Genomic DNA, 15,937 nt, shown 5'->3' with positions numbered 1-15,937 from the left:
ATCACAACACATCTCTATTTATTTTCAATTTGTGGTCCGCTTGTTTTTGCCCCTCACCGACTATCGGCCCGTGGCCGGATCTCGGCATGCCCTGATCGGGTATGCCCGGATCGGCTATGCGTCGAGAGAATGTCACATCGTTGCATTGGAAGGATGATCCTATGAAGACTTTCATCAATGGAATGCCCGCCGGGGACATCGAGGGAGCGACCTGGATCAAGGCGGCGGCCAGCGCCGACACCGGGGTGTGCGTCGAGATGACGCGCCTGCCGCAGGGTGGGGCCGCCGTGCGCAACTCCACCGACCCGGACGGTGTCGCCCTGATCTTCACGGCCAGGGAGATCGAGGTGTTCTTCGGCGGCGTCCGGAACGGCGAATTCGATCACATGTTTGTTGCCTGATTTTGGCATTTTACGACTCCGGGTCGGCTTCCGCACAAGTTCCGGCCGGATTCGCGTGAGGGTGGGGCGCGTGGGCTTCGCATATGCGACGATGAGCAAAATAGAGTCGCACCTGGAGCCCCCGTGCCCACCCTTTTCGAGAACGGCGATCATCTCGCCCGAGTGATTCCGCACCGCCGGGCGGGCGCGGACCCCGCCAACAATCCGCCGGCCGCAGCCCTCATCCTCGGCTGCCGGCTGAAAGCGCTGCGCGAGAGCCTGGGCCTGACCCAGACGGCGGCGGTCCGCAACACGGGGTTCTCGAACTCCACGCTCTCGCGGCTGGAACGGGGGGAGAGCCCGCCCGAGGAGATCGACGTCCGGGCGCTCGCCCGCCGGTACAACATGGTCGCCCACGAAGAGGCGCAGCTGATGCAGCTGGCGGCGCAGGCGCGACGGCCGGTGTGGTGGTCGCGGTACCTCGAACCGACGGCCGGCTACCTCACCACCTTCATCGGCCTGGAGGAGGCCGCGCGCCGGATCGACACCTACGAGGCGCTCGTGGTGCCGGGCGTCCTGCAGACCGAGGCGTACGCGCGGGACATGATCGAGCGGCACTTCCTGTCCAGCGAGCAGGACAAGGTGGAGCTGGCGGTGGGGCTGCGGATGGAGCGCAAGCGCCGCTTCCTCGACTCGCCGCCGGAGCTGGCGAGCATCCTGATCAGCGAGTTCGTGCTGCAACCGCTGGTGGAGGACAAGAGCGTGATGGCCGGGCAGATGCTCCACCTGCACGCGATGGCCCTGACCCCCGGGATCAAGCTCCGGGTGGTGCCGATGGCGAGGATCATCGGTCTGCAGATGGCCTCGATCACCCACCTGGAGTTCGACGCCGGCGGGCCGCCGCCGATGATCTACCTGGAGGGGTACGAGAGTGCCGACTACCGTCCCAAGGCCACAGGGGTCGCGGGCGGGCGCAACAACGGGGCGGACTACGAGCGGCACCTGCAGCTGCTGGTGAAGATGAAGGCGCGGGCCGCCACGCGGTTCCAGAGCATGCGCCTGATCGAGAGCGCCGTCGAGCGGTACTCCTAGGTCCTGTTCGGGAGGCACGGTCCGGCCGCCCTCACGGGACCCGGGCCAGGCCGCCGAACGCCGTCAACTCCCGGCTGCGCTGGTGCTGTTGCAGGTCGGAGGCCGGCCGCCAGTCGGCGACGTCGACCAGGCCGGGCCGTTCGAGGTCCAGTCCTTCGAAGTAGGAGTGGACGTCCTCCTTCTCCCGGACCCGGCCCCAGTGCCTGGGCACCTGCCGGTTCATCAGCTCGCTGACCTCGGTGCGGACGCGGGCGTCGTCGCTGACGAGTTCGGAGACGACCACGAAACTGCCGGGGGCGAGCCGTGACACGACCTGTCGGATGAGCTCGCCGGGATGCTGCTCGTCCGGCAGGCAGTGCAGGACGGCGGCGAACAGGACGGCGGTGGGCTCGTCCGGGTGGATCAGGTCCAGCGCGGCGGGGTGGCCGAAGACGGCCTCGGTGTCGGTCATGTCGGCCCTGATGAGGGCGGTGCGGTTGTTCTCGTCCAAGGACTCGCGCCCGTACGCGATCACGATGGGGTCCTTGTCGACGTAGACGATGCGCGAGCGTGGGTCGACGCGCTGGGCGACCTGGTGGAGGTTGTCGCCCAGCGGCAGCCCGCAGCCGTAGTCCAGGAACTGGCGGACGCCGTACTCGGTGGCCAGTGCGTGGACCACCCGGTGGAGGAACCACCGGTTGTTCAGGACCAGTTGTCGGCTGGTTGGCGCGATCTGGAGCAGGCGCTCGGCTGCTCTCCGGTCGGCGTAGAAGTTGATCGACCCGCCCAGTAGCCAGTCGTAGACTCTGGCATCACTGGGCACGGTCACGTCGATGCCGTCGTTCTTGATCCCCATCGGGCCCTTCAACGGTCGCCAACCCCGTCCAGCGGCAGGGCAGTTGCCGATCAGTGTAGGGAAGGCATGGCGGCGGGCGCCATCACCCTATGGGGTGGCGCGGACACGGAGAGGGAACTTCTGGCCGCGCTCCGGCGTTCTGGAGTACCGGTGCGGCCCCCCGGTGCCGGACGGCGCGCTGGTGCGCTGCCATGTGCTCCCACGTGCGCTCATGTGCTCTCGCTCGCTCTCGCGAGCACTCATGCGCGCTCATGTGCTCAGCTGTGCTCAGGTGTTCAGATGTGTGGGATGACCTCCCTCAGGTCGGACGCGTACTCGTCGAGCAGCCGCTTGGCCGTCAGGACGCCGGCCTCGACCACGGACACCTCGGTGCCCATCAGGGCGGCGACGGTCTCCGGGGCCAGGCCGAGGCGGTGCCGCAGCAGGACGATGTCGGCGATCTGGCCGGGCAGCAGGCGGTGCAGCAGGTCCTCCCCGACGGCCGCCGCGTCCGGGTCGTCGCGCCCGCGCCGCGCCGCGGTCACCGAGCGGCGCAGCGCGGACCAGGCCTCCTTCGCCGGACTGGGGCTCTGCAGGACGACCTCCCAGTGCAGGTGCGTGCAGTGCAGGGCCTCCGCGACCGCGGCCTCGCCCGCCCGGTCGTCCTGCAGCCGCGCCTGGGCGTACAGCAGGTAGCGGCCTCGGGAGAGGGTGACGAACGCCCCGAAGCCCAAGGGCGTGCGGCCGGGGGCGGGGGTCGCGGTGTGCGGGGTGACCGGTGCTTCCGGGATGCCGTGCTCCATGCGCGTCTCTTCCTCACCGCGGGCCGCAGGGTGGGCGCGCGGTGTGCGACGGATCGAGGGGCGCCCCGCTCCCGGGGCCGGTCATCAATGTACTGGGCAAAGTTGGCCCGGTAGGCCGTCAACGACCCTGCTGCAAAACCACGGTGCCGGGGCGCGTGTTGACGCTCTCCATTCGCACGGGTGCCCCATTTCACGTATGGACGTTCGATCACCGCCCGGGCGCCTCCGTCGAGGCGCCCGGCCGGTGTGTCAGGCGCGGCGGGCGCGGCGGGCGTCGGCGATCTGGGCGGGGGTGGTGCCGAGCCACCAGCTGGGGTGGGCGGTGCCGTCGGTGGTGCGGCCGTCGGCGTGGACGTAGTGGCGCACGTCGCGGCCGGGCTCGGCGAACTCGCCGTTCAGGGCGCGCTCGACCCACTCGGCGCCGAAGCGGAAGACCTCGGCGGCGGTGCCGCCCAGCGGGTGGAACTCGTTCTCGTACACGCGCATCTCCTTGGGGGCGCGGATCCGCTCGTAGTTGGCCAGGGCCTGTTCCAGGACGGTGAGTTCGTCGAACTCGCCGATGCCGTACAGCACCGGGCAGGTGATCTGCCGGACCAGGTCGCCGAGCGGCATCCTGGCGACCAGCTCGGTGTCGAAGGCCTCCTCGTCGGTGTAGCCGGCCATGAACATGTAGTTGTTCTTGAAGGTGGGCTGGGCCCGCTCGAAGATGGTCCGGAAGTCGCCGGTGACGGCCTCGAAGGCGGCCAGGGCGGCCAGCCGGGGGTCGGTGGCGGCGGCGCGGGAGCCCCAGTAGCCGCTCATCGAGATGCCGAACATGCCGATCCGTGCCGGGTCGACCTGCGGCAGCGAGGCCAGGTGGTCGATGTAGCGGCCGATCGCCCGCTCGTAGTTGGTCAGGTCGACGGTCAGCCCGTTGGCCCGGCTCTCGCCCTGGCCCGGGCCCTCGATGGACAGGGCCACCATGCCGCGCGAGGTGTAGTACCGCTCGGCCGCGTGGATGTAGTCCTCCTTGATCATGTCCATCCCCGGGCCGAGGATCACCGCGGGGGCGTTCCTGACCTCACCGGCGGGCAGGTGGAGCAGGGCGAAGATCTGCTTGCCCTCGAAGTCGAGGACGACCCGGCGCACCCGGTTCCCGCGCAGGGTGCCCAGGCGCTCGACGCAGTGGTCGGCGTGCGCGCGGAAGGCGAGCTTGCGCGGGTCCGCAGCGTCGAAGATCGAGTACTGGGCGCGGCCCCACATCACGGCGGCGCGCACGTACAGGTCGGCGGCGGTCTGCTGGAAGCCGTTCGCCTCGTGGTGGGCGGCGCGCTCCTCGGCCTGGCCGGCGATGGTGGCCCACGCCTTGGGCAGCATCACGCCGCTCCGGACGAGGTCGAAGACCTTGTCGAAGTCGGTGTGGTCGTGGCCGAGCTGCTCCAGGGTGCCCTTGGCCTGGGGGTGCAGGGCGTCGAAGCCGCCCTGGGCGAGGGCGATGTCCAGGGCCCAGCTCTGGCCGGTGGAACGAACGGTCATGAGGGGTGTCCTCTCGGGGAAAGGGGGTGCCGACGGCCGGTGCGGACCTTGCGGGTGTCGCGGGCGGTGCGGCCGTGCCGTGCGGAAACACCTAAGTACTTAACTATTAAGTACTTAGGCTAGAATCCTTGTCAACTCACCCCGTCTCGTCCCGTCCCGCTCCACCCCGCCCGCCGAGGAGACCGCATCGTGCCGGACCAGCAGCCCACCCCCACCCCCACCCCCGCCCGTGGCCCGGCGCTCGACCAGCTCGCCCGCGCCGCCTACAGCCTCAGCGCCGCCGACTCCCGCCTGCGCGGACGCGCCACCCGCACCGCCGGCGCGCTCTCCCTCACCCACGCCCGCGCCCTGCGCGCCCTCGCCGAGACCGGCCCGCTCCCGATCGGCCGCCTCGCCGCCGCCACCGAGACCACCGGCGCCGCGACCACTCAGCTGGTCAACGGCCTCGCCGCGGCCGGCTATGTCACCCGCGAACGCCCCGAGGGGGACAAGCGCTCGGTCCTGGTCGCCCTCACCGACGCCGGCCGGCAGCGCCACCGGGAACGCCAGGCCGCCCTCACCGAGGCGCTGGACGCCGCACTCGCGCACCACGACGTCCAGGCCCTGGAGGCCGCGACCGACGTCCTGCGGCACCTCGTCGGCATCTACGACCGGCTCTGAAGGGGCTCTGGCGCGGCTGTGACGCGGCCGTGACGCGGCTCTGACGGGCCGGGTCAGCCGATCGGCGGGGCCAGGTACTCCAGCGCATAGCCCTGGTGGGAGGGTGTCACCCGGGCGATGCCGGGGGAGTCGAGGTGGGCGCCCGCGACGAAGTGGTCCGGCCGGACGAGCCGTTCGAGGAGGGCCGCCCGCGCGGCGCGGGCCTGCGGCTGGTCGCCGTCGTACTCCCAGGCGACGTCCGGCCGGTCGAACTGCAGGGTGGGGACGTGGACGGTGTCGCCCCAGAGCAGCAGGCGGCCGGCGCCGCTCCGGACCTCGTAGACGGTGTGGCCGGGGGTGTGGCCCGGGGTCGGGAGCGCGGTGGTCCAGTCGTTGATCGCGACCTCCTCCGACACCGGGACGACCCGGTCGCGGAGCGGTGCGAGCCGTCCCGTGAACACCGAGGCGTCGCCCGCGCCGATCCACACCCGTTCGAGACCGGTGAACGCCTCCGTGCCGTCCGGCGCGATCAGTCCGCTCACGTGGTCCTCGTGCCGGTGGGTGATGGCCACGTCGGTGATCCGCGCGCGGTCGATCCCCGCCTCGTCGAGCGCGTCGTGGATCAGCCCCATGGTGGGCTCGTGCCAGACGTCGGACGCGCCGGTGTCGACGAGGACCGACCGGGTGCCGTCGGTGACGAAGAACGCGTTGACGGACAGTCGCAGGTTGTCGCCGACCAGCGGGACGGCGGACGGCAGTTCGTCGAGCGGGTGCCCGCACTCGTCGCGCAGCCGGGTCGGCGGCATGTCGATGTACCCGTCCCGCAACGAGACGACCCGCAGGTCGCCGAATGCGAACGTGGCGTGGTGCCGGCCGTGTGAGATCAAGTGCATGGAACCCCTCCGTCGGATCGGGCGTGCATTGCGATTCTCTGATAGAAGACTGAATCTTCTTTAGAAGAAACCCTACACTGTGGGCAGCGGGGGATCCATGGATCGAGGAGCACGGTGGTCGAGCAGGACGGGCGAGACGCGCAAGTCGGGCAGGACGGGAACACGGCCGGACCACGGCACGGCGACGAGCCGGCCGGCGCGTTCGGCGGCAACGTGCGCCGGTGCCGCGAGGAGGCGGGACTGACGCTGGAGCAGCTGTCCGTCCGCTCGTCGGTCAGCCGGGCGATGCTGTCCAAGGTCGAACGCGGCGAGAAGAGCCCGACGATCGGCATCGCGTCCCGGATCGCCCACGCCCTCGACGTGCCGCTCTCGGACCTGATCGGGGCACCGGCGGACGCCGCCTCCGGCGCGGCCGTCGTCCTGCGCAAGGCCGAGCGCCCCGTCTTCCGCGACCCGGAGACCGGCTTCGAACGGCACATCGTGTCGGCGGCCCCGGGCGCCGGCCGATCCGAACTGGTCGTCCACCGCCTCCCCGCACAGGTCTCCACCGGGCTGCTGCCCGGCTACCCGCCGGGGACGGAGAAGCAGATCGTGGTGCTCGACGGCACCCTCACCGTCGCGGTCGGCGGGATCAGCGAGACCCTGGACGCGGGCGACTCCCTGTTCTTCCAGGCCGACGCGGACCACGGCTTCGCCAACCGGACGGACGCCCCCTGCGAGTACCTGATGGTCATCTCGCGCCGGGTCTGACCGGGCCTGACTGGCCCTGACCGGGCCTGATCGGGCCGCCGGCTGCGGGCCGCGGCTGCGCCCCGGTCCGTTCGGGGGCGGGGTGGCTGCCTACCCGTCCGGCCGAGGTGGCCGCGGGTCCGGTGGGCGTCCAGGATGGAACTGAGCCGAAGCGACACTCTGATCACGCATCGACGGATCAGGCATCGGCGGATCAGTCATCGCTGTGGAGGGATGACACGCATGCCGGAACTGACCCAGCTCATGGAACCCTGTCCGGGCGGATACCGGATCCAGGCAGGCGACATGATGACGGCCGGGACGCTGGGGGCGAAGGTGCTCTGGGGCGATCCCCCGAGGGACGTCCTGATGACCGCCGGCCACATCGTGGACAACGCGAACGCGATCGTCTTCCAGCCGTCTCCCCTCGCGGCGAAGGTCCAGCGAATAGGCTGTGTCACACAGAGGTCTCCGTTGAAGACCTACCGGGACCTCGATGACTTCCTCACCCCCGTCGACGGGCATCACGTCGTCAGCACCTTCGACTTCGCCTTCGCCGATGTGACGATCAACCCGACGGCGACCTCGCGTCAGATTCCGGGGATCCATGAAACCGATCAGTCGCTGGTCGTGCGGTCGCCGCGGAACGGCGATCGGGTGCGCTGGCTCGGCTCGGCGACGGGAACGGTCCTGAGCGGCCGGGTGGTGGACCTCTCGGGGGCCCTGCTGAGGACCGATAGGACTGGGCTGGTGCCCGTGTGGCCCGTCACCTTGATCGAGGTCGAAGGCAGCACTCCCTCAAGGGACGGTGACTCGGGTGCCGCCGTCGTGGCCGAGGACGGACAGCTCATCGGCATCCACTGTTGGGGCGCGAGCAACAAGAGCGGCCGGCCCTTCACCTGGGCGTCCTGGATCCCGCCCACCCCCCAGGACCTGGCCGGTGGGACCTTCTCCGCCAGCTCGAAGCAAGTCGTCCTGTGGGTGGAGAAGTTCAAGGAGTGGCGCAATTCCTAGTGCCTGAAGAGCCGATCCTGCCGGAGGTCCGGCGCTCATGCCGTTGAACAGCTACCGGAAGCCGTGCCCAGGCGGCTACCAGATCCAAGCCGGCGACATGCCGCTCGCCGGAACCCTGGGTGCCAAGGTGAGGTGGGGCGCCCCCGTCAGGGACGTCGTCATCACGGCCGGTCACATCGTGGACAACCTCAACGCGGCCGTCTTCCAGCCCGGCGCCGCCGGCACCGTGGGCGAGGTGCAGCGGATCGGGTCCGTCGCCGGACGGTCGGTCCGCCGGACCTATCGGGACGTGGCGGCCTTCATCGGTTCGGGGGCGGACTCGCCGGAGGAACGCATCACCTCCCGCTTCGACTTCGCCTACATCGACGTGTCCGGCGATCCCACGGCGACGTCGTACCGGATTCCGGGACTCAACGATGCGGACCTTCCGCTCGCCGTCCGGGAACCGCGCGAGGGCGAGCAGGTGCAGTGGCTCGGATCGCAGACGGGGTTCGTCCGGAGCGGACGGGTGGTGGACCTGTCGTTCTGGCTGCCGAGGTCACTGGACGACACGAACCTCGTCAACCAGCAGTTCTTCAGCGTGCAGCCGCTGACCCTGATCGAGGTCGAGGGCAATGTGCCCACGCGTGAGGGGGATTCCGGCGCCGCGATCGTCGCCGTGGACGATCGGAACATCGTCGGCGTCCACTGCTACGGAACGAAGCTCGAGAGCGGCAAGGTCTTCTCCATGGCCTCCAGGATTCCGGCCTCACCGCAGGCACTCGCAGACGGGGCTGTCAGCGTCGCGTACGAGGAAGTCCTGCGCTGGCTCGCCAGGCTGAAGCTGTGGCGGGCCTCCTAGGGCGTGTCTGACAATTCCCGCCGGGCGCGCGACGCCGGGGCACGCGCCTCGCCGCGTTGTCGTCGGTCGCCGATGCTCCGCATGGACTCCCTCCTCCGCCTTGCGATGCACGCACCCCGACGCCGCGCGCTGATCCGACGCGAATTGTCAGACACGCCCTAGGGTTCGGTTCCCCGTCGGGTTCGGTTCCCCGTCCCGGATGCGACGGCTGCCGCACGGGCGCACGGTGGAAGGAGGAGAGCGGTGGCGCCACCGGTCCTGAGCCGACCGGCGGAGCCGGGACCGGAGGGGTAACTGTCGGTATCGGCCGGGACGTTGTCGTGGTCACGTCCGGCGGACGGAAGGGACGGGGGCGCAACCAGGATGGCCGAGAAGGTCTACAGCATCATCGAAGTGGCCCGGGAGGACGGGAAGTGGGTGTACTCGGACATCAACTTCTCGGCGGAGCGGGCGCCCGGTCCACCGGAGGCCGGTGACGGAGCGGCGAAGTCGGTCTGGCACCGGGTCAGCCCGCTGCCGATCGCGGGCAGCGGCCTGACGGCCGTGGGATCGGCCGTGGGATCGGCCGCGGGACCGGCCTCGGACGACCGGCGGGTCTACTACCAGGATCCGGACCGGGGTGTGGTCGAAGCGGTCCACGAGGCGTCGTCGCCGGACGGCCGTTGGGCCGGGTACCGCGTCCTGAGCACCGAGACCGGCGCCCCCGCCGCCGACGTGGGCAGCGCCCTGGCAGTGGTCGGACAGCTCGGCGGCCTGCGAGTCTGCTACTTCGACGGCGGACGTCGCCTCGTCCGGCTGGCGGAACGCGGCGCGGAGCCGGACGCGGAACGCAACGGCGAGGGGACGGGCGCGGAGTGGACGTACGCCGTGTGCGTCGACGCCCCGCGCGCCTCCCCGATCAGCCCGCTGGCCGCCGTCGTCACCGAGTGGGGTGAGTACGCCTACTACCTGGACGTGCGGGGCCGCCTCGTCGAGGCGTCCTGGCTGGGGGCCGAGGGCTGGTCGGTCAGCGAGCCGACCTCCGGCGTCGAGGGGTGCCCGACCCCCTCCCCGCTCACCGGCCTGACCGCCACCGGGTACGGGACCGACGCGCGCCTGGTGTACTTCCTCGACGAGCGCAACCGCCCCGTCCAGTTGGAGCACACGGTCGTCGAGGGCGCGAAGAAGAACCCCGAGGGCGGCGCGCGCTGGCAGGTGTGCGACCTGTCCGCCTACGGAGCGCCGGCCGCGGCGGCCGGCAGCCGGCCTGCGGTCCTGCTGACCTCCGACGGCCATCCGCGGCTCCACTACCTGGACGCCGACCGGATGGCCGTCGAGGTGGGGTTCAACGGCCGCGGGTGGGAGGTCGACCATGCCGGTGCGGAGGCCGACGACGGTGCGGGAGCCCCCGCGGCGGCCGCCGGCAGCCCCCTGGCGGCCGTGGCCGAGGCCGATCGCTCGGCGAGCCGGGTGTACTACCTGGGCGCCGCCGAAACAGGCGCCGCAGGCGTCCCGGACGCCCCGAGTGACGTCCTGTCAGTGGGGGACCCGTCAGTGGGCGACCGGAACCTGATCGAACTGCGGGGTGCCGGAGGCACCTGGACCTCCCGCAACCTGGGCGCCGAGCTGGACCTCCCCGACGTCGCCACCGGTGTGCCCAGCCCGTTCGCCGCCATCCGCACCGACGGCCCACGCCTCTACTACACGAGCGAGGAGTAGCCGGCGCGCCGTGCCAGGCCGCCCGGCCGCCCCGGCGGGGCCCGCGCCACGACCCACCGCGCGAAGGGAGCCACCCATGCGCATGACCGAGACCTACCGGCTCGCCATCAGCGGAACGCTCGCGTCCACGGACAGCGGGCGCCGGACGAAGCTGACGGTCACCAACGCCACCCCGGTGCACCTGCTGGTGTACTGGGTCGGCCGCGACGGCCTGCTGTACGGCAGCAACCGGCGCCTCCGCAGACTGGCCCCCGGCTACCCGGGCCAGATCCTGGACCCCGGAGCCACCGGCACCTGGACGAACACCGACCGGTCCTCCTACTTCGTCGCCAAGGCCGGGTACTCGGGTGCCTTCGCGGCGGCCTGGGGGGTCGAGGCGGACGACACCGCCGTGACCCTCACCGGCCGTGACCTCCTGGACCCGGACGACATCGGCACGACCCCCGTGCCCACCAGTACCGTCGTCGTCCCGCCGAACGGGCCGCGGATCCTGGTCGGGGCGGGAGAGCTGCCGAACGGCAACGTGGTGACCCGCGAGCAGTTCTGGCAGCGTCTGCCGGAGTCGTACAGCCTCGCTGCGGGCGAGCGGAAGACCGTCAACTACACGCAGACGCAAGGGATCCAGCAGAGTTCCTCGGACTCCAAGACGGTGTCGGCCTCGGTCAGCGCGAGCGCCAGTGCCGGCTGGGGCCCGTTCAGCGCCTCCGTCAACGCCTCCCTGAGCAAGTCCTCGACCACGACGCAGCAGGTCACCGTGTCCACCCAGACGACGTGCTTCACCTCGAACGAGTACGACAACGACACCGCCCACGGGCGGATGTGCCTGTTCTGGCAGCTCACGGACATCGTCACGGTGTTCGACGACACGGGGACGCCGCTGTCGTCGGTCGTCTCCGCCAAGGGCCCGACGGTCGTCTGGGGGCCCGTCAACGTCGACGAACTGGACGCCGGGAAGCCGGGCACGTCCGCCCTGCGGGCGGATGAGGTGGACGTGCCCGAACTCGTCTCCGTGCGTCCGGCGGGGGTGCGTCCGGCGGGGGTTGGCCCGGTGGGGGTTGGCCCGGTGGGGGTTGGCCCGGTGGGGGTTGGCCCGGTGACCGTGGATCCGGTACCCGTGCCGCCCCGGCCGAAGCCCCCGAAGCTCCCGCAGCCCCCGCAGCACGCCGTCGTCAGTCGGAGGCGATCATGACGACCAGGACGACCGCGGGTGCCCGCCCCCTGGGCGTGACCCCGGGCGGAGACTACACGGCGGTCATCGAGGTGGCCCGGGAGCCGGACGGCTCGTTCCACTGGACCAACCTCAACATCGCCGCCGGGACGAAGGTGGGCCCCGGCCTCCTCAGACCGGCCCCCTTCCCCTCCCTGACGTGCGGGTTGGCCGCCGTGGCCTGGGGGCAGGACAGTCGGCGGGTCTACTACGCGAACACCGACGGCGCCGTCGGCGAACTGACGACCGACGGGAACGGCTGGGGCTACCGCAACTTCACCCGTGACCAGGGCACGACCGCTGCCGCGTGGAACAGCCCGCTGGCCTCCGCCGGGATGCGCGCCGGGACGATGTCCCTCTGCTACGCGGACGACACCGGTCAGCTCGTCGTCCTGACGTTCCGGGGCGACTGGACCTGGGGCGCCGACCCCAGGCTCCCCAGGGTCTCGCCGCGCAGTCCGCTGACCGCGCTCCAGAACGGGCGGGCCGCTTTCGTCTACTACTTCGACGGCGCCGACCACCTCATCGAGGTGGAGGAGCTGGGGTCGGGCGTGCGGTACACCGACCTCACCGCCTACATCACCGGCCTGCCCGCCGCGTCCCCGCTCAGCGGGCTCTCCGCCGTCGGCTGGGGCAAGGACAGCCGGCGCGTCTTCTACGCGGACCGGCCGGGCAACCTCGTCGAGGCGCGGGGCTTCGGGGACGTGGGCGGCTGGAAATGGCAGGACCTCGGCTCCCTGGGCATCCGGCAGCCCGGGGACGGCAGCGCGCTGGCGGCCGCGGCGGGCGCCGACGCCATGACCGGCGTCGCCCTGTGGAACCGGGCGTCCGAACCGTTCTGGGCGGACTGGATCAACGGGTGGTCCAACAAGGACATCCGCACGACCCGGAACGGCGCCCGTCCGGTCGTGGCCGCGAACAGCTCGGTGGCGACCGCGCTGGGCCGCGACGGCCGCCCCTGGGTGTGCTACGTGGACGACGGCAACCACCTGTGCCTGTGGCTGGGGCCGGACGCGGGCTGGCAGTGGTGGGACCTGACCGCCGACCTGCGCCTCCCGGTCGCCGCCAAGGTGGCGACCCAGGGGCCGCTGGCCCTCGTGCACACCGAGCGCGGCCCGCGCCTCTACTACCTCACCGACGAGCCCGACTACTGACCGGACTGACCGGACCGACCGGACTGACCGACCGACTGACCGACCCCGCCCCGCCCGTGGACGCGCGGCCGGCGACCGGAGCCCACCATGCGAATGACAGACACCTACCAGGCGGCCATCGACGGGACCCTCGCCTCGCCCCCCAGGAAGTCCAGGGCCGAGATCGTCGTCCTCAACGACCTCTCGATCCCCCTCGACCTCTTCTACCTCGACCAGGCCGGCGACCTGTGCGGCCCCGCCGACGGCAAGTGGACCGCGGGCCGGCCCGGGCTCCTGCTGGAGCCCGACGGCGGCACCGTCGTGATCGGCGGCGACTGCTGGGCCGACAGCTACTGGCTGGCCAAGTCCCACTACTCCGGCGCCTTCGCCGCCGTCCTGCAGAACCCGGCGGGCAAGAGCACCATGACCTTCTCCGGGTACGACCTGCTGGACCCCAACAACATCGGGCCGATTCCCGCGCCCACCCCCGACATCCTCATCCCCCAGGACGGCCCCGGCATCCTGGTCGCCACCGGCCTCGTCCAGCACGGCGCCACGACCCGCAGCCCGGTGAGCCCGTCGACGGACGACCAGGTGGAGCTGGGCGTCGCCGTCACCCGCGAACAGTTCTGGCACTGCACGGGGGAGTCCTACAGCCTGGCGCCCGGCGAGAGCCGGACCGTCAGCTACAGCGTCACCCAGGGCATGCAGGACAGCAGTTCGGAGTCCGACACCACCAACGCCTCCGTCGGTGTGAGCGCCAGCGTCGGCTGGGGCCCGTTCAGCGCCTCCGTCTCCGCCTCCCTGAGCGAGTCCTCCACCACCACCCAGCAACTCACCGTGTCCACCCAGAGCACGTCCTTCTCGTCCAGCACCTATCACAACCTCAGCGCGTACCCCGAGCTCAACCTCTTCTGGCAGCTGACGGACGTCGCGACCGTCTACGCCGAGGACGGCAGCCCGCTCGCGTCCGTGATCTCCGGCGAGGCCCCGTCGGTCGTCTCCGGCCCCTGGGACGTCCAGGAGATCGAGGAGGACGGCAAGAAGCGGAAGCGGCTGCGCAGGAAACCCGCCCACGACCGGCCGCCCAAGGAATGAGCACCGGGGCCTTCGGTGAACTCCCTCGCGCCCGCCGGGCATCCCTGGCATCATCCGGCGTGCGGCCGGGGGATCGCCGGGGTGGGCCGCACACGGACGGGGCGGGGCGGGTGGGGATCCGATGGACGACCGGGCGGGTACTTCGGGTACGCCGAAGCGGCGGTGGCGGGAGACCCGTGCCGCGCGCACCCTGATCGTCCTCGCGGGCCTGCCGTTGGTCGCCCTCGGCTTCCTCCTGTTCGTCAACGCCTTCGAGGAGCGCGGCGCCTACCGCACCGCCCCCCTCTGCGACACCCCGACGCCCGGCCCGGACGCCGACTGCCTGCTGCCGGCGAGCGGCAAGGTCACCAGGAAGTGGGAGGCCAACTCCACCGACTTCGGCGCCAGTTACTACCTGAACATCGCGCGGGGGACGGGCCCCGCCAAGAAGTACGAGGTCGACGAGCCCCTCTACGAGCACGTGGAGGCCGGCACCGCCGTGGACCTGAAGATCTGGAAGGGCGAGGTGATCCTGATCGCCCACGGCGGGCACGAGGCGACCAACCTGGTCCTGTCCTGGCCCCTCGCCCTCCGCATGGTGGAAGCCACGCTGCTGATCGCCGCGGGCACGGTGGTGACCGCCTTCGGACTGCCCGGCCGCAACTCGGGGTTCTGGGATAGCTCGCCGATCCTGGCCATGGGGATGGCCCTGGCGGTCTTCATGGGCGTCTACTTCTTCGTCCTGATGCAGTGGCCGTTCCCGGTGACCCTGGGCCTGACCGTCACGGCCTGGCTGGCCACGGTGCCGGTCGTCCGGTACCTGCACACGTCCTTCTCCTGACGGGCCGGCGAATCTGTCGGACAGTCAGTGCTGCTGAAATGAACCGGACTTGCCTGTCTGTCCGTTGTGGTACGTTCCGTGAACCAACCAAAAATAGATGACCCCGGCAGCGCGCCAACGCTCCGGGGTCCGGCAACAGGAGCCATCACTCCCGATGCGTGTCCATCGTAGCGCCCACGTGCGCAACTTCACCGTGCTGCCCAATGCCGTCCTGCAGTACCGACGGTTGTCCTACACCGCCCGCGGTCTGCTCGCCGATCTCCTCTCCCGCCCCGACGGCTGGCGCGAGGACGGCCGGCACATGGCCGACACCAGCCCGCAGGGGCGTGGGGCGATCCGCAAGGCCCTGAAGGAACTGATCGCGGCCGGGTACTACCGGGTCGAGAAGATCCGCATGCCGGACGGCACGATCATCACCGAGACCCACGTCTACGACACCCCGCAGCTCCCGGCGCCTCCGGGTGCCACCCGTCCGGTCCCCGGTGAAGCGACCGCCGGTGGTGCTGACACCCTTCCAAAGGACCAGCACAAAGGAACCTCCCTCCCCGCCGAGCAGCCCGACGAGGCCGATCTCGCGGACGAGGCGGACGAGCAGTTCACGGCGGTCTCCGACGAACAGGTCCGCGAGGCGGTCGCCACCCTGTTCCGGGCGATCCGCCCCGAGCCCCGCCTGCGGCTGGGCGAGGCCGAGGCCATCGCGTTGGCGCCACTCGTCGCCCAATGGCTGGAGCGCGGCAGCACCGTCCAGGAGCTGGCCCAGGCGTTGTTGCCCGGCCTGCCGGTGCCCCTGCGCTCCCCGGTCGGTGTGCTCCGCAGCCGCCTGCAGCGCAAGATGCCGCCGGTTCGTGCCCCGCAACAGCCTTCCGAGCCCCGCTACACCGAGTGCGCCAAGTGCCACGACCCCGTGCCACAGCCGGGCATCTGCGCCGCGTGTGCCGGCCTCGTCGGGAGAACGGCCCAGGCCGGCGATGGAGCAGCCGTGGCCGCGGCCGGAGCCGCGCGGGTCCGGGCGGCCGTACTCGCCGCCAGATCGGCGCTGCAGGCGGGGGAGCCGGCCGGAGCAGCCGCAGGGTAGGCGGTCGGTGGTCTGCAAGTTCCGCTGCTGTAGAACCGGCACCCGACTATCGGCAGGCCGGCCCGTACGCCACCTGAATCTTCTTCAGCGGCGGGGCCGGCGTGACGTCGGCCTCGTAGCCCGGATTGTCGCTCGCCCAGGCTGCCTGCCCGGCAGCCTGGCACCAGGCTGTGTCGGTGCCGGTAC

The 15,937-nt window shown here is 71.2% G+C and carries 16 protein-coding genes; 12 read left to right on the top strand and 4 right to left on the bottom strand.

Annotated elements, in window-relative coordinates; genetic code table 11:
* Positions 1 to 161: 161 nt before the first annotated feature.
* Positions 162 to 401 (top strand): DUF397 domain-containing protein, encoded by a 240-nt coding sequence (locus ABTZ03_RS09805; RefSeq protein WP_350512364.1) that lies wholly within the window; start codon positions 162 to 164, stop codon positions 399 to 401.
* A gap of 123 nt (positions 402 to 524) precedes the next feature.
* On the top strand, positions 525 to 1,472 hold the full coding sequence (locus tag ABTZ03_RS09800; protein WP_350512363.1) for a helix-turn-helix domain-containing protein: 948 nt from the start codon (positions 525 to 527) through the stop codon (positions 1,470 to 1,472).
* A 31-nt stretch (positions 1,473 to 1,503) separates the two neighbouring features.
* On the opposite strand, the gene ABTZ03_RS09795 is transcribed toward ABTZ03_RS09800, so the two are convergent.
* The 3 genes from ABTZ03_RS09795 to ABTZ03_RS09785 form a co-directional block, all read right to left on the bottom strand.
* The gene (locus ABTZ03_RS09795) at positions 1,504 to 2,307 is read right to left on the bottom strand and encodes an SAM-dependent methyltransferase (RefSeq protein ID WP_350512362.1); all 804 of its coding nucleotides are present in this window, start codon (positions 2,305 to 2,307) and stop codon (positions 1,504 to 1,506) included.
* A 275-nt stretch (positions 2,308 to 2,582) separates the two neighbouring features.
* Positions 2,583 to 3,089, bottom strand: a complete 507-nt coding sequence (locus ABTZ03_RS09790; protein ID WP_350512361.1) for a hypothetical protein — start codon at positions 3,087 to 3,089, stop codon at positions 2,583 to 2,585.
* A gap of 249 nt (positions 3,090 to 3,338) precedes the next feature.
* Positions 3,339 to 4,604 (bottom strand): alpha/beta hydrolase, encoded by a 1,266-nt coding sequence (locus tag ABTZ03_RS09785; RefSeq protein WP_350512360.1) that lies wholly within the window; start codon positions 4,602 to 4,604, stop codon positions 3,339 to 3,341.
* 189 nt (positions 4,605 to 4,793) lie between these two features.
* Between ABTZ03_RS09785 and ABTZ03_RS09780 the strand changes: the two genes are divergently transcribed.
* On the top strand, positions 4,794 to 5,264 hold the full coding sequence (locus tag ABTZ03_RS09780; protein WP_350512359.1) for a MarR family winged helix-turn-helix transcriptional regulator: 471 nt from the start codon (positions 4,794 to 4,796) through the stop codon (positions 5,262 to 5,264).
* Positions 5,265 to 5,317: 53 nt separating this feature from the next.
* On the opposite strand, the gene ABTZ03_RS09775 is transcribed toward ABTZ03_RS09780, so the two are convergent.
* Positions 5,318 to 6,136, bottom strand: coding sequence for an MBL fold metallo-hydrolase (locus ABTZ03_RS09775; protein WP_350512358.1), 819 nt, complete (start codon positions 6,134 to 6,136; stop codon positions 5,318 to 5,320).
* Positions 6,137 to 6,250: 114 nt separating this feature from the next.
* Here ABTZ03_RS09775 and ABTZ03_RS09770 point away from each other — a divergent pair, with 114 nt between their 5' ends.
* The 9 genes from ABTZ03_RS09770 (at position 6,251) to ABTZ03_RS09730 (ending at position 15,751) form a co-directional block, all read left to right on the top strand.
* Positions 6,251 to 6,886: a helix-turn-helix domain-containing protein gene (locus ABTZ03_RS09770; RefSeq protein ID WP_350512357.1), complete on the top strand. Its 636-nt coding sequence runs from the start codon at positions 6,251 to 6,253 to the stop codon at positions 6,884 to 6,886.
* Between the two features lie 222 nt (positions 6,887 to 7,108).
* Positions 7,109 to 7,879, top strand: a complete 771-nt coding sequence (locus ABTZ03_RS09765) for a trypsin-like peptidase domain-containing protein (RefSeq protein WP_350512356.1) — start codon at positions 7,109 to 7,111, stop codon at positions 7,877 to 7,879.
* A 37-nt stretch (positions 7,880 to 7,916) separates the two neighbouring features.
* A complete protein-coding gene (locus ABTZ03_RS09760; RefSeq protein ID WP_350512355.1) occupies positions 7,917 to 8,720 on the top strand; it encodes a hypothetical protein in 804 nt (267 codons plus the stop codon).
* Between the two features lie 363 nt (positions 8,721 to 9,083).
* Complete coding sequence (locus ABTZ03_RS09755; RefSeq protein WP_350512354.1) at positions 9,084 to 10,418, top strand: hypothetical protein; 1,335 nt, start codon at positions 9,084 to 9,086, stop codon at positions 10,416 to 10,418.
* Between the two features lie 76 nt (positions 10,419 to 10,494).
* Positions 10,495 to 11,607, top strand: a complete 1,113-nt coding sequence (locus tag ABTZ03_RS09750) for a hypothetical protein (RefSeq protein ID WP_350512353.1) — start codon at positions 10,495 to 10,497, stop codon at positions 11,605 to 11,607.
* Positions 11,604 to 12,779 (top strand): hypothetical protein, encoded by a 1,176-nt coding sequence (locus tag ABTZ03_RS09745; RefSeq protein WP_350512352.1) that lies wholly within the window; start codon positions 11,604 to 11,606, stop codon positions 12,777 to 12,779. Before ABTZ03_RS09750 ends, ABTZ03_RS09745 begins: the two co-directional genes overlap by 4 nt.
* 87 nt (positions 12,780 to 12,866) lie before the next feature.
* Positions 12,867 to 13,856: a hypothetical protein gene (locus ABTZ03_RS09740; protein ID WP_350512351.1), complete on the top strand. Its 990-nt coding sequence runs from the start codon at positions 12,867 to 12,869 to the stop codon at positions 13,854 to 13,856.
* Between the two features lie 121 nt (positions 13,857 to 13,977).
* On the top strand, positions 13,978 to 14,676 hold the full coding sequence (locus ABTZ03_RS09735; RefSeq protein ID WP_350512350.1) for a hypothetical protein: 699 nt from the start codon (positions 13,978 to 13,980) through the stop codon (positions 14,674 to 14,676).
* A gap of 154 nt (positions 14,677 to 14,830) precedes the next feature.
* The gene (locus ABTZ03_RS09730; protein ID WP_350512349.1) at positions 14,831 to 15,751 is read left to right on the top strand and encodes a hypothetical protein; all 921 of its coding nucleotides are present in this window, start codon (positions 14,831 to 14,833) and stop codon (positions 15,749 to 15,751) included.
* The last annotated feature ends 186 nt before the right edge of the window (positions 15,752 to 15,937 follow it).

Origin of the sequence: Kitasatospora sp. NPDC096077 (genome assembly GCF_040303245.1) — a bacterium.
Taxonomy (GTDB): Bacteria; Actinomycetota; Actinomycetes; order Streptomycetales; family Streptomycetaceae; genus Kitasatospora.
Note: the sequence above shows the minus strand (reverse complement) of the source record. Positions and strands in the feature narration are given on the sequence as shown.

What these genes read in the sequence shown, in the direction of transcription:
- ABTZ03_RS09740 (WP_350512351.1), top strand. Translation starts at nt 12,867, where the DNA reads ATGCGAATGACAGACACCTACCAGGCGGCCATCGACGGGACCCTCGCC.
- ABTZ03_RS09735 (WP_350512350.1), top strand. Translation starts at nt 13,978, where the DNA reads ATGGACGACCGGGCGGGTACTTCGGGTACGCCGAAGCGGCGGTGGCGG.
- ABTZ03_RS09785 (WP_350512360.1), bottom strand. Translation starts at nt 4,604, where the DNA reads ATGACCGTTCGTTCCACCGGCCAGAGCTGGGCCCTGGACATCGCCCTC.
- ABTZ03_RS09805 (WP_350512364.1), top strand. Translation starts at nt 162, where the DNA reads ATGAAGACTTTCATCAATGGAATGCCCGCCGGGGACATCGAGGGAGCG.
- ABTZ03_RS09775 (WP_350512358.1), bottom strand. Translation starts at nt 6,136, where the DNA reads ATGCACTTGATCTCACACGGCCGGCACCACGCCACGTTCGCATTCGGC.
- ABTZ03_RS09755 (WP_350512354.1), top strand. Translation starts at nt 9,084, where the DNA reads ATGGCCGAGAAGGTCTACAGCATCATCGAAGTGGCCCGGGAGGACGGG.
- ABTZ03_RS09750 (WP_350512353.1), top strand. Translation starts at nt 10,495, where the DNA reads ATGCGCATGACCGAGACCTACCGGCTCGCCATCAGCGGAACGCTCGCG.
- ABTZ03_RS09760 (WP_350512355.1), top strand. Translation starts at nt 7,917, where the DNA reads ATGCCGTTGAACAGCTACCGGAAGCCGTGCCCAGGCGGCTACCAGATC.
- ABTZ03_RS09730 (WP_350512349.1), top strand. Translation starts at nt 14,831, where the DNA reads ATGCGTGTCCATCGTAGCGCCCACGTGCGCAACTTCACCGTGCTGCCC.
- ABTZ03_RS09790 (WP_350512361.1), bottom strand. Translation starts at nt 3,089, where the DNA reads ATGGAGCACGGCATCCCGGAAGCACCGGTCACCCCGCACACCGCGACC.
- ABTZ03_RS09795 (WP_350512362.1), bottom strand. Translation starts at nt 2,307, where the DNA reads ATGGGGATCAAGAACGACGGCATCGACGTGACCGTGCCCAGTGATGCC.
- ABTZ03_RS09745 (WP_350512352.1), top strand. Translation starts at nt 11,604, where the DNA reads ATGACGACCAGGACGACCGCGGGTGCCCGCCCCCTGGGCGTGACCCCG.
- ABTZ03_RS09765 (WP_350512356.1), top strand. Translation starts at nt 7,109, where the DNA reads ATGCCGGAACTGACCCAGCTCATGGAACCCTGTCCGGGCGGATACCGG.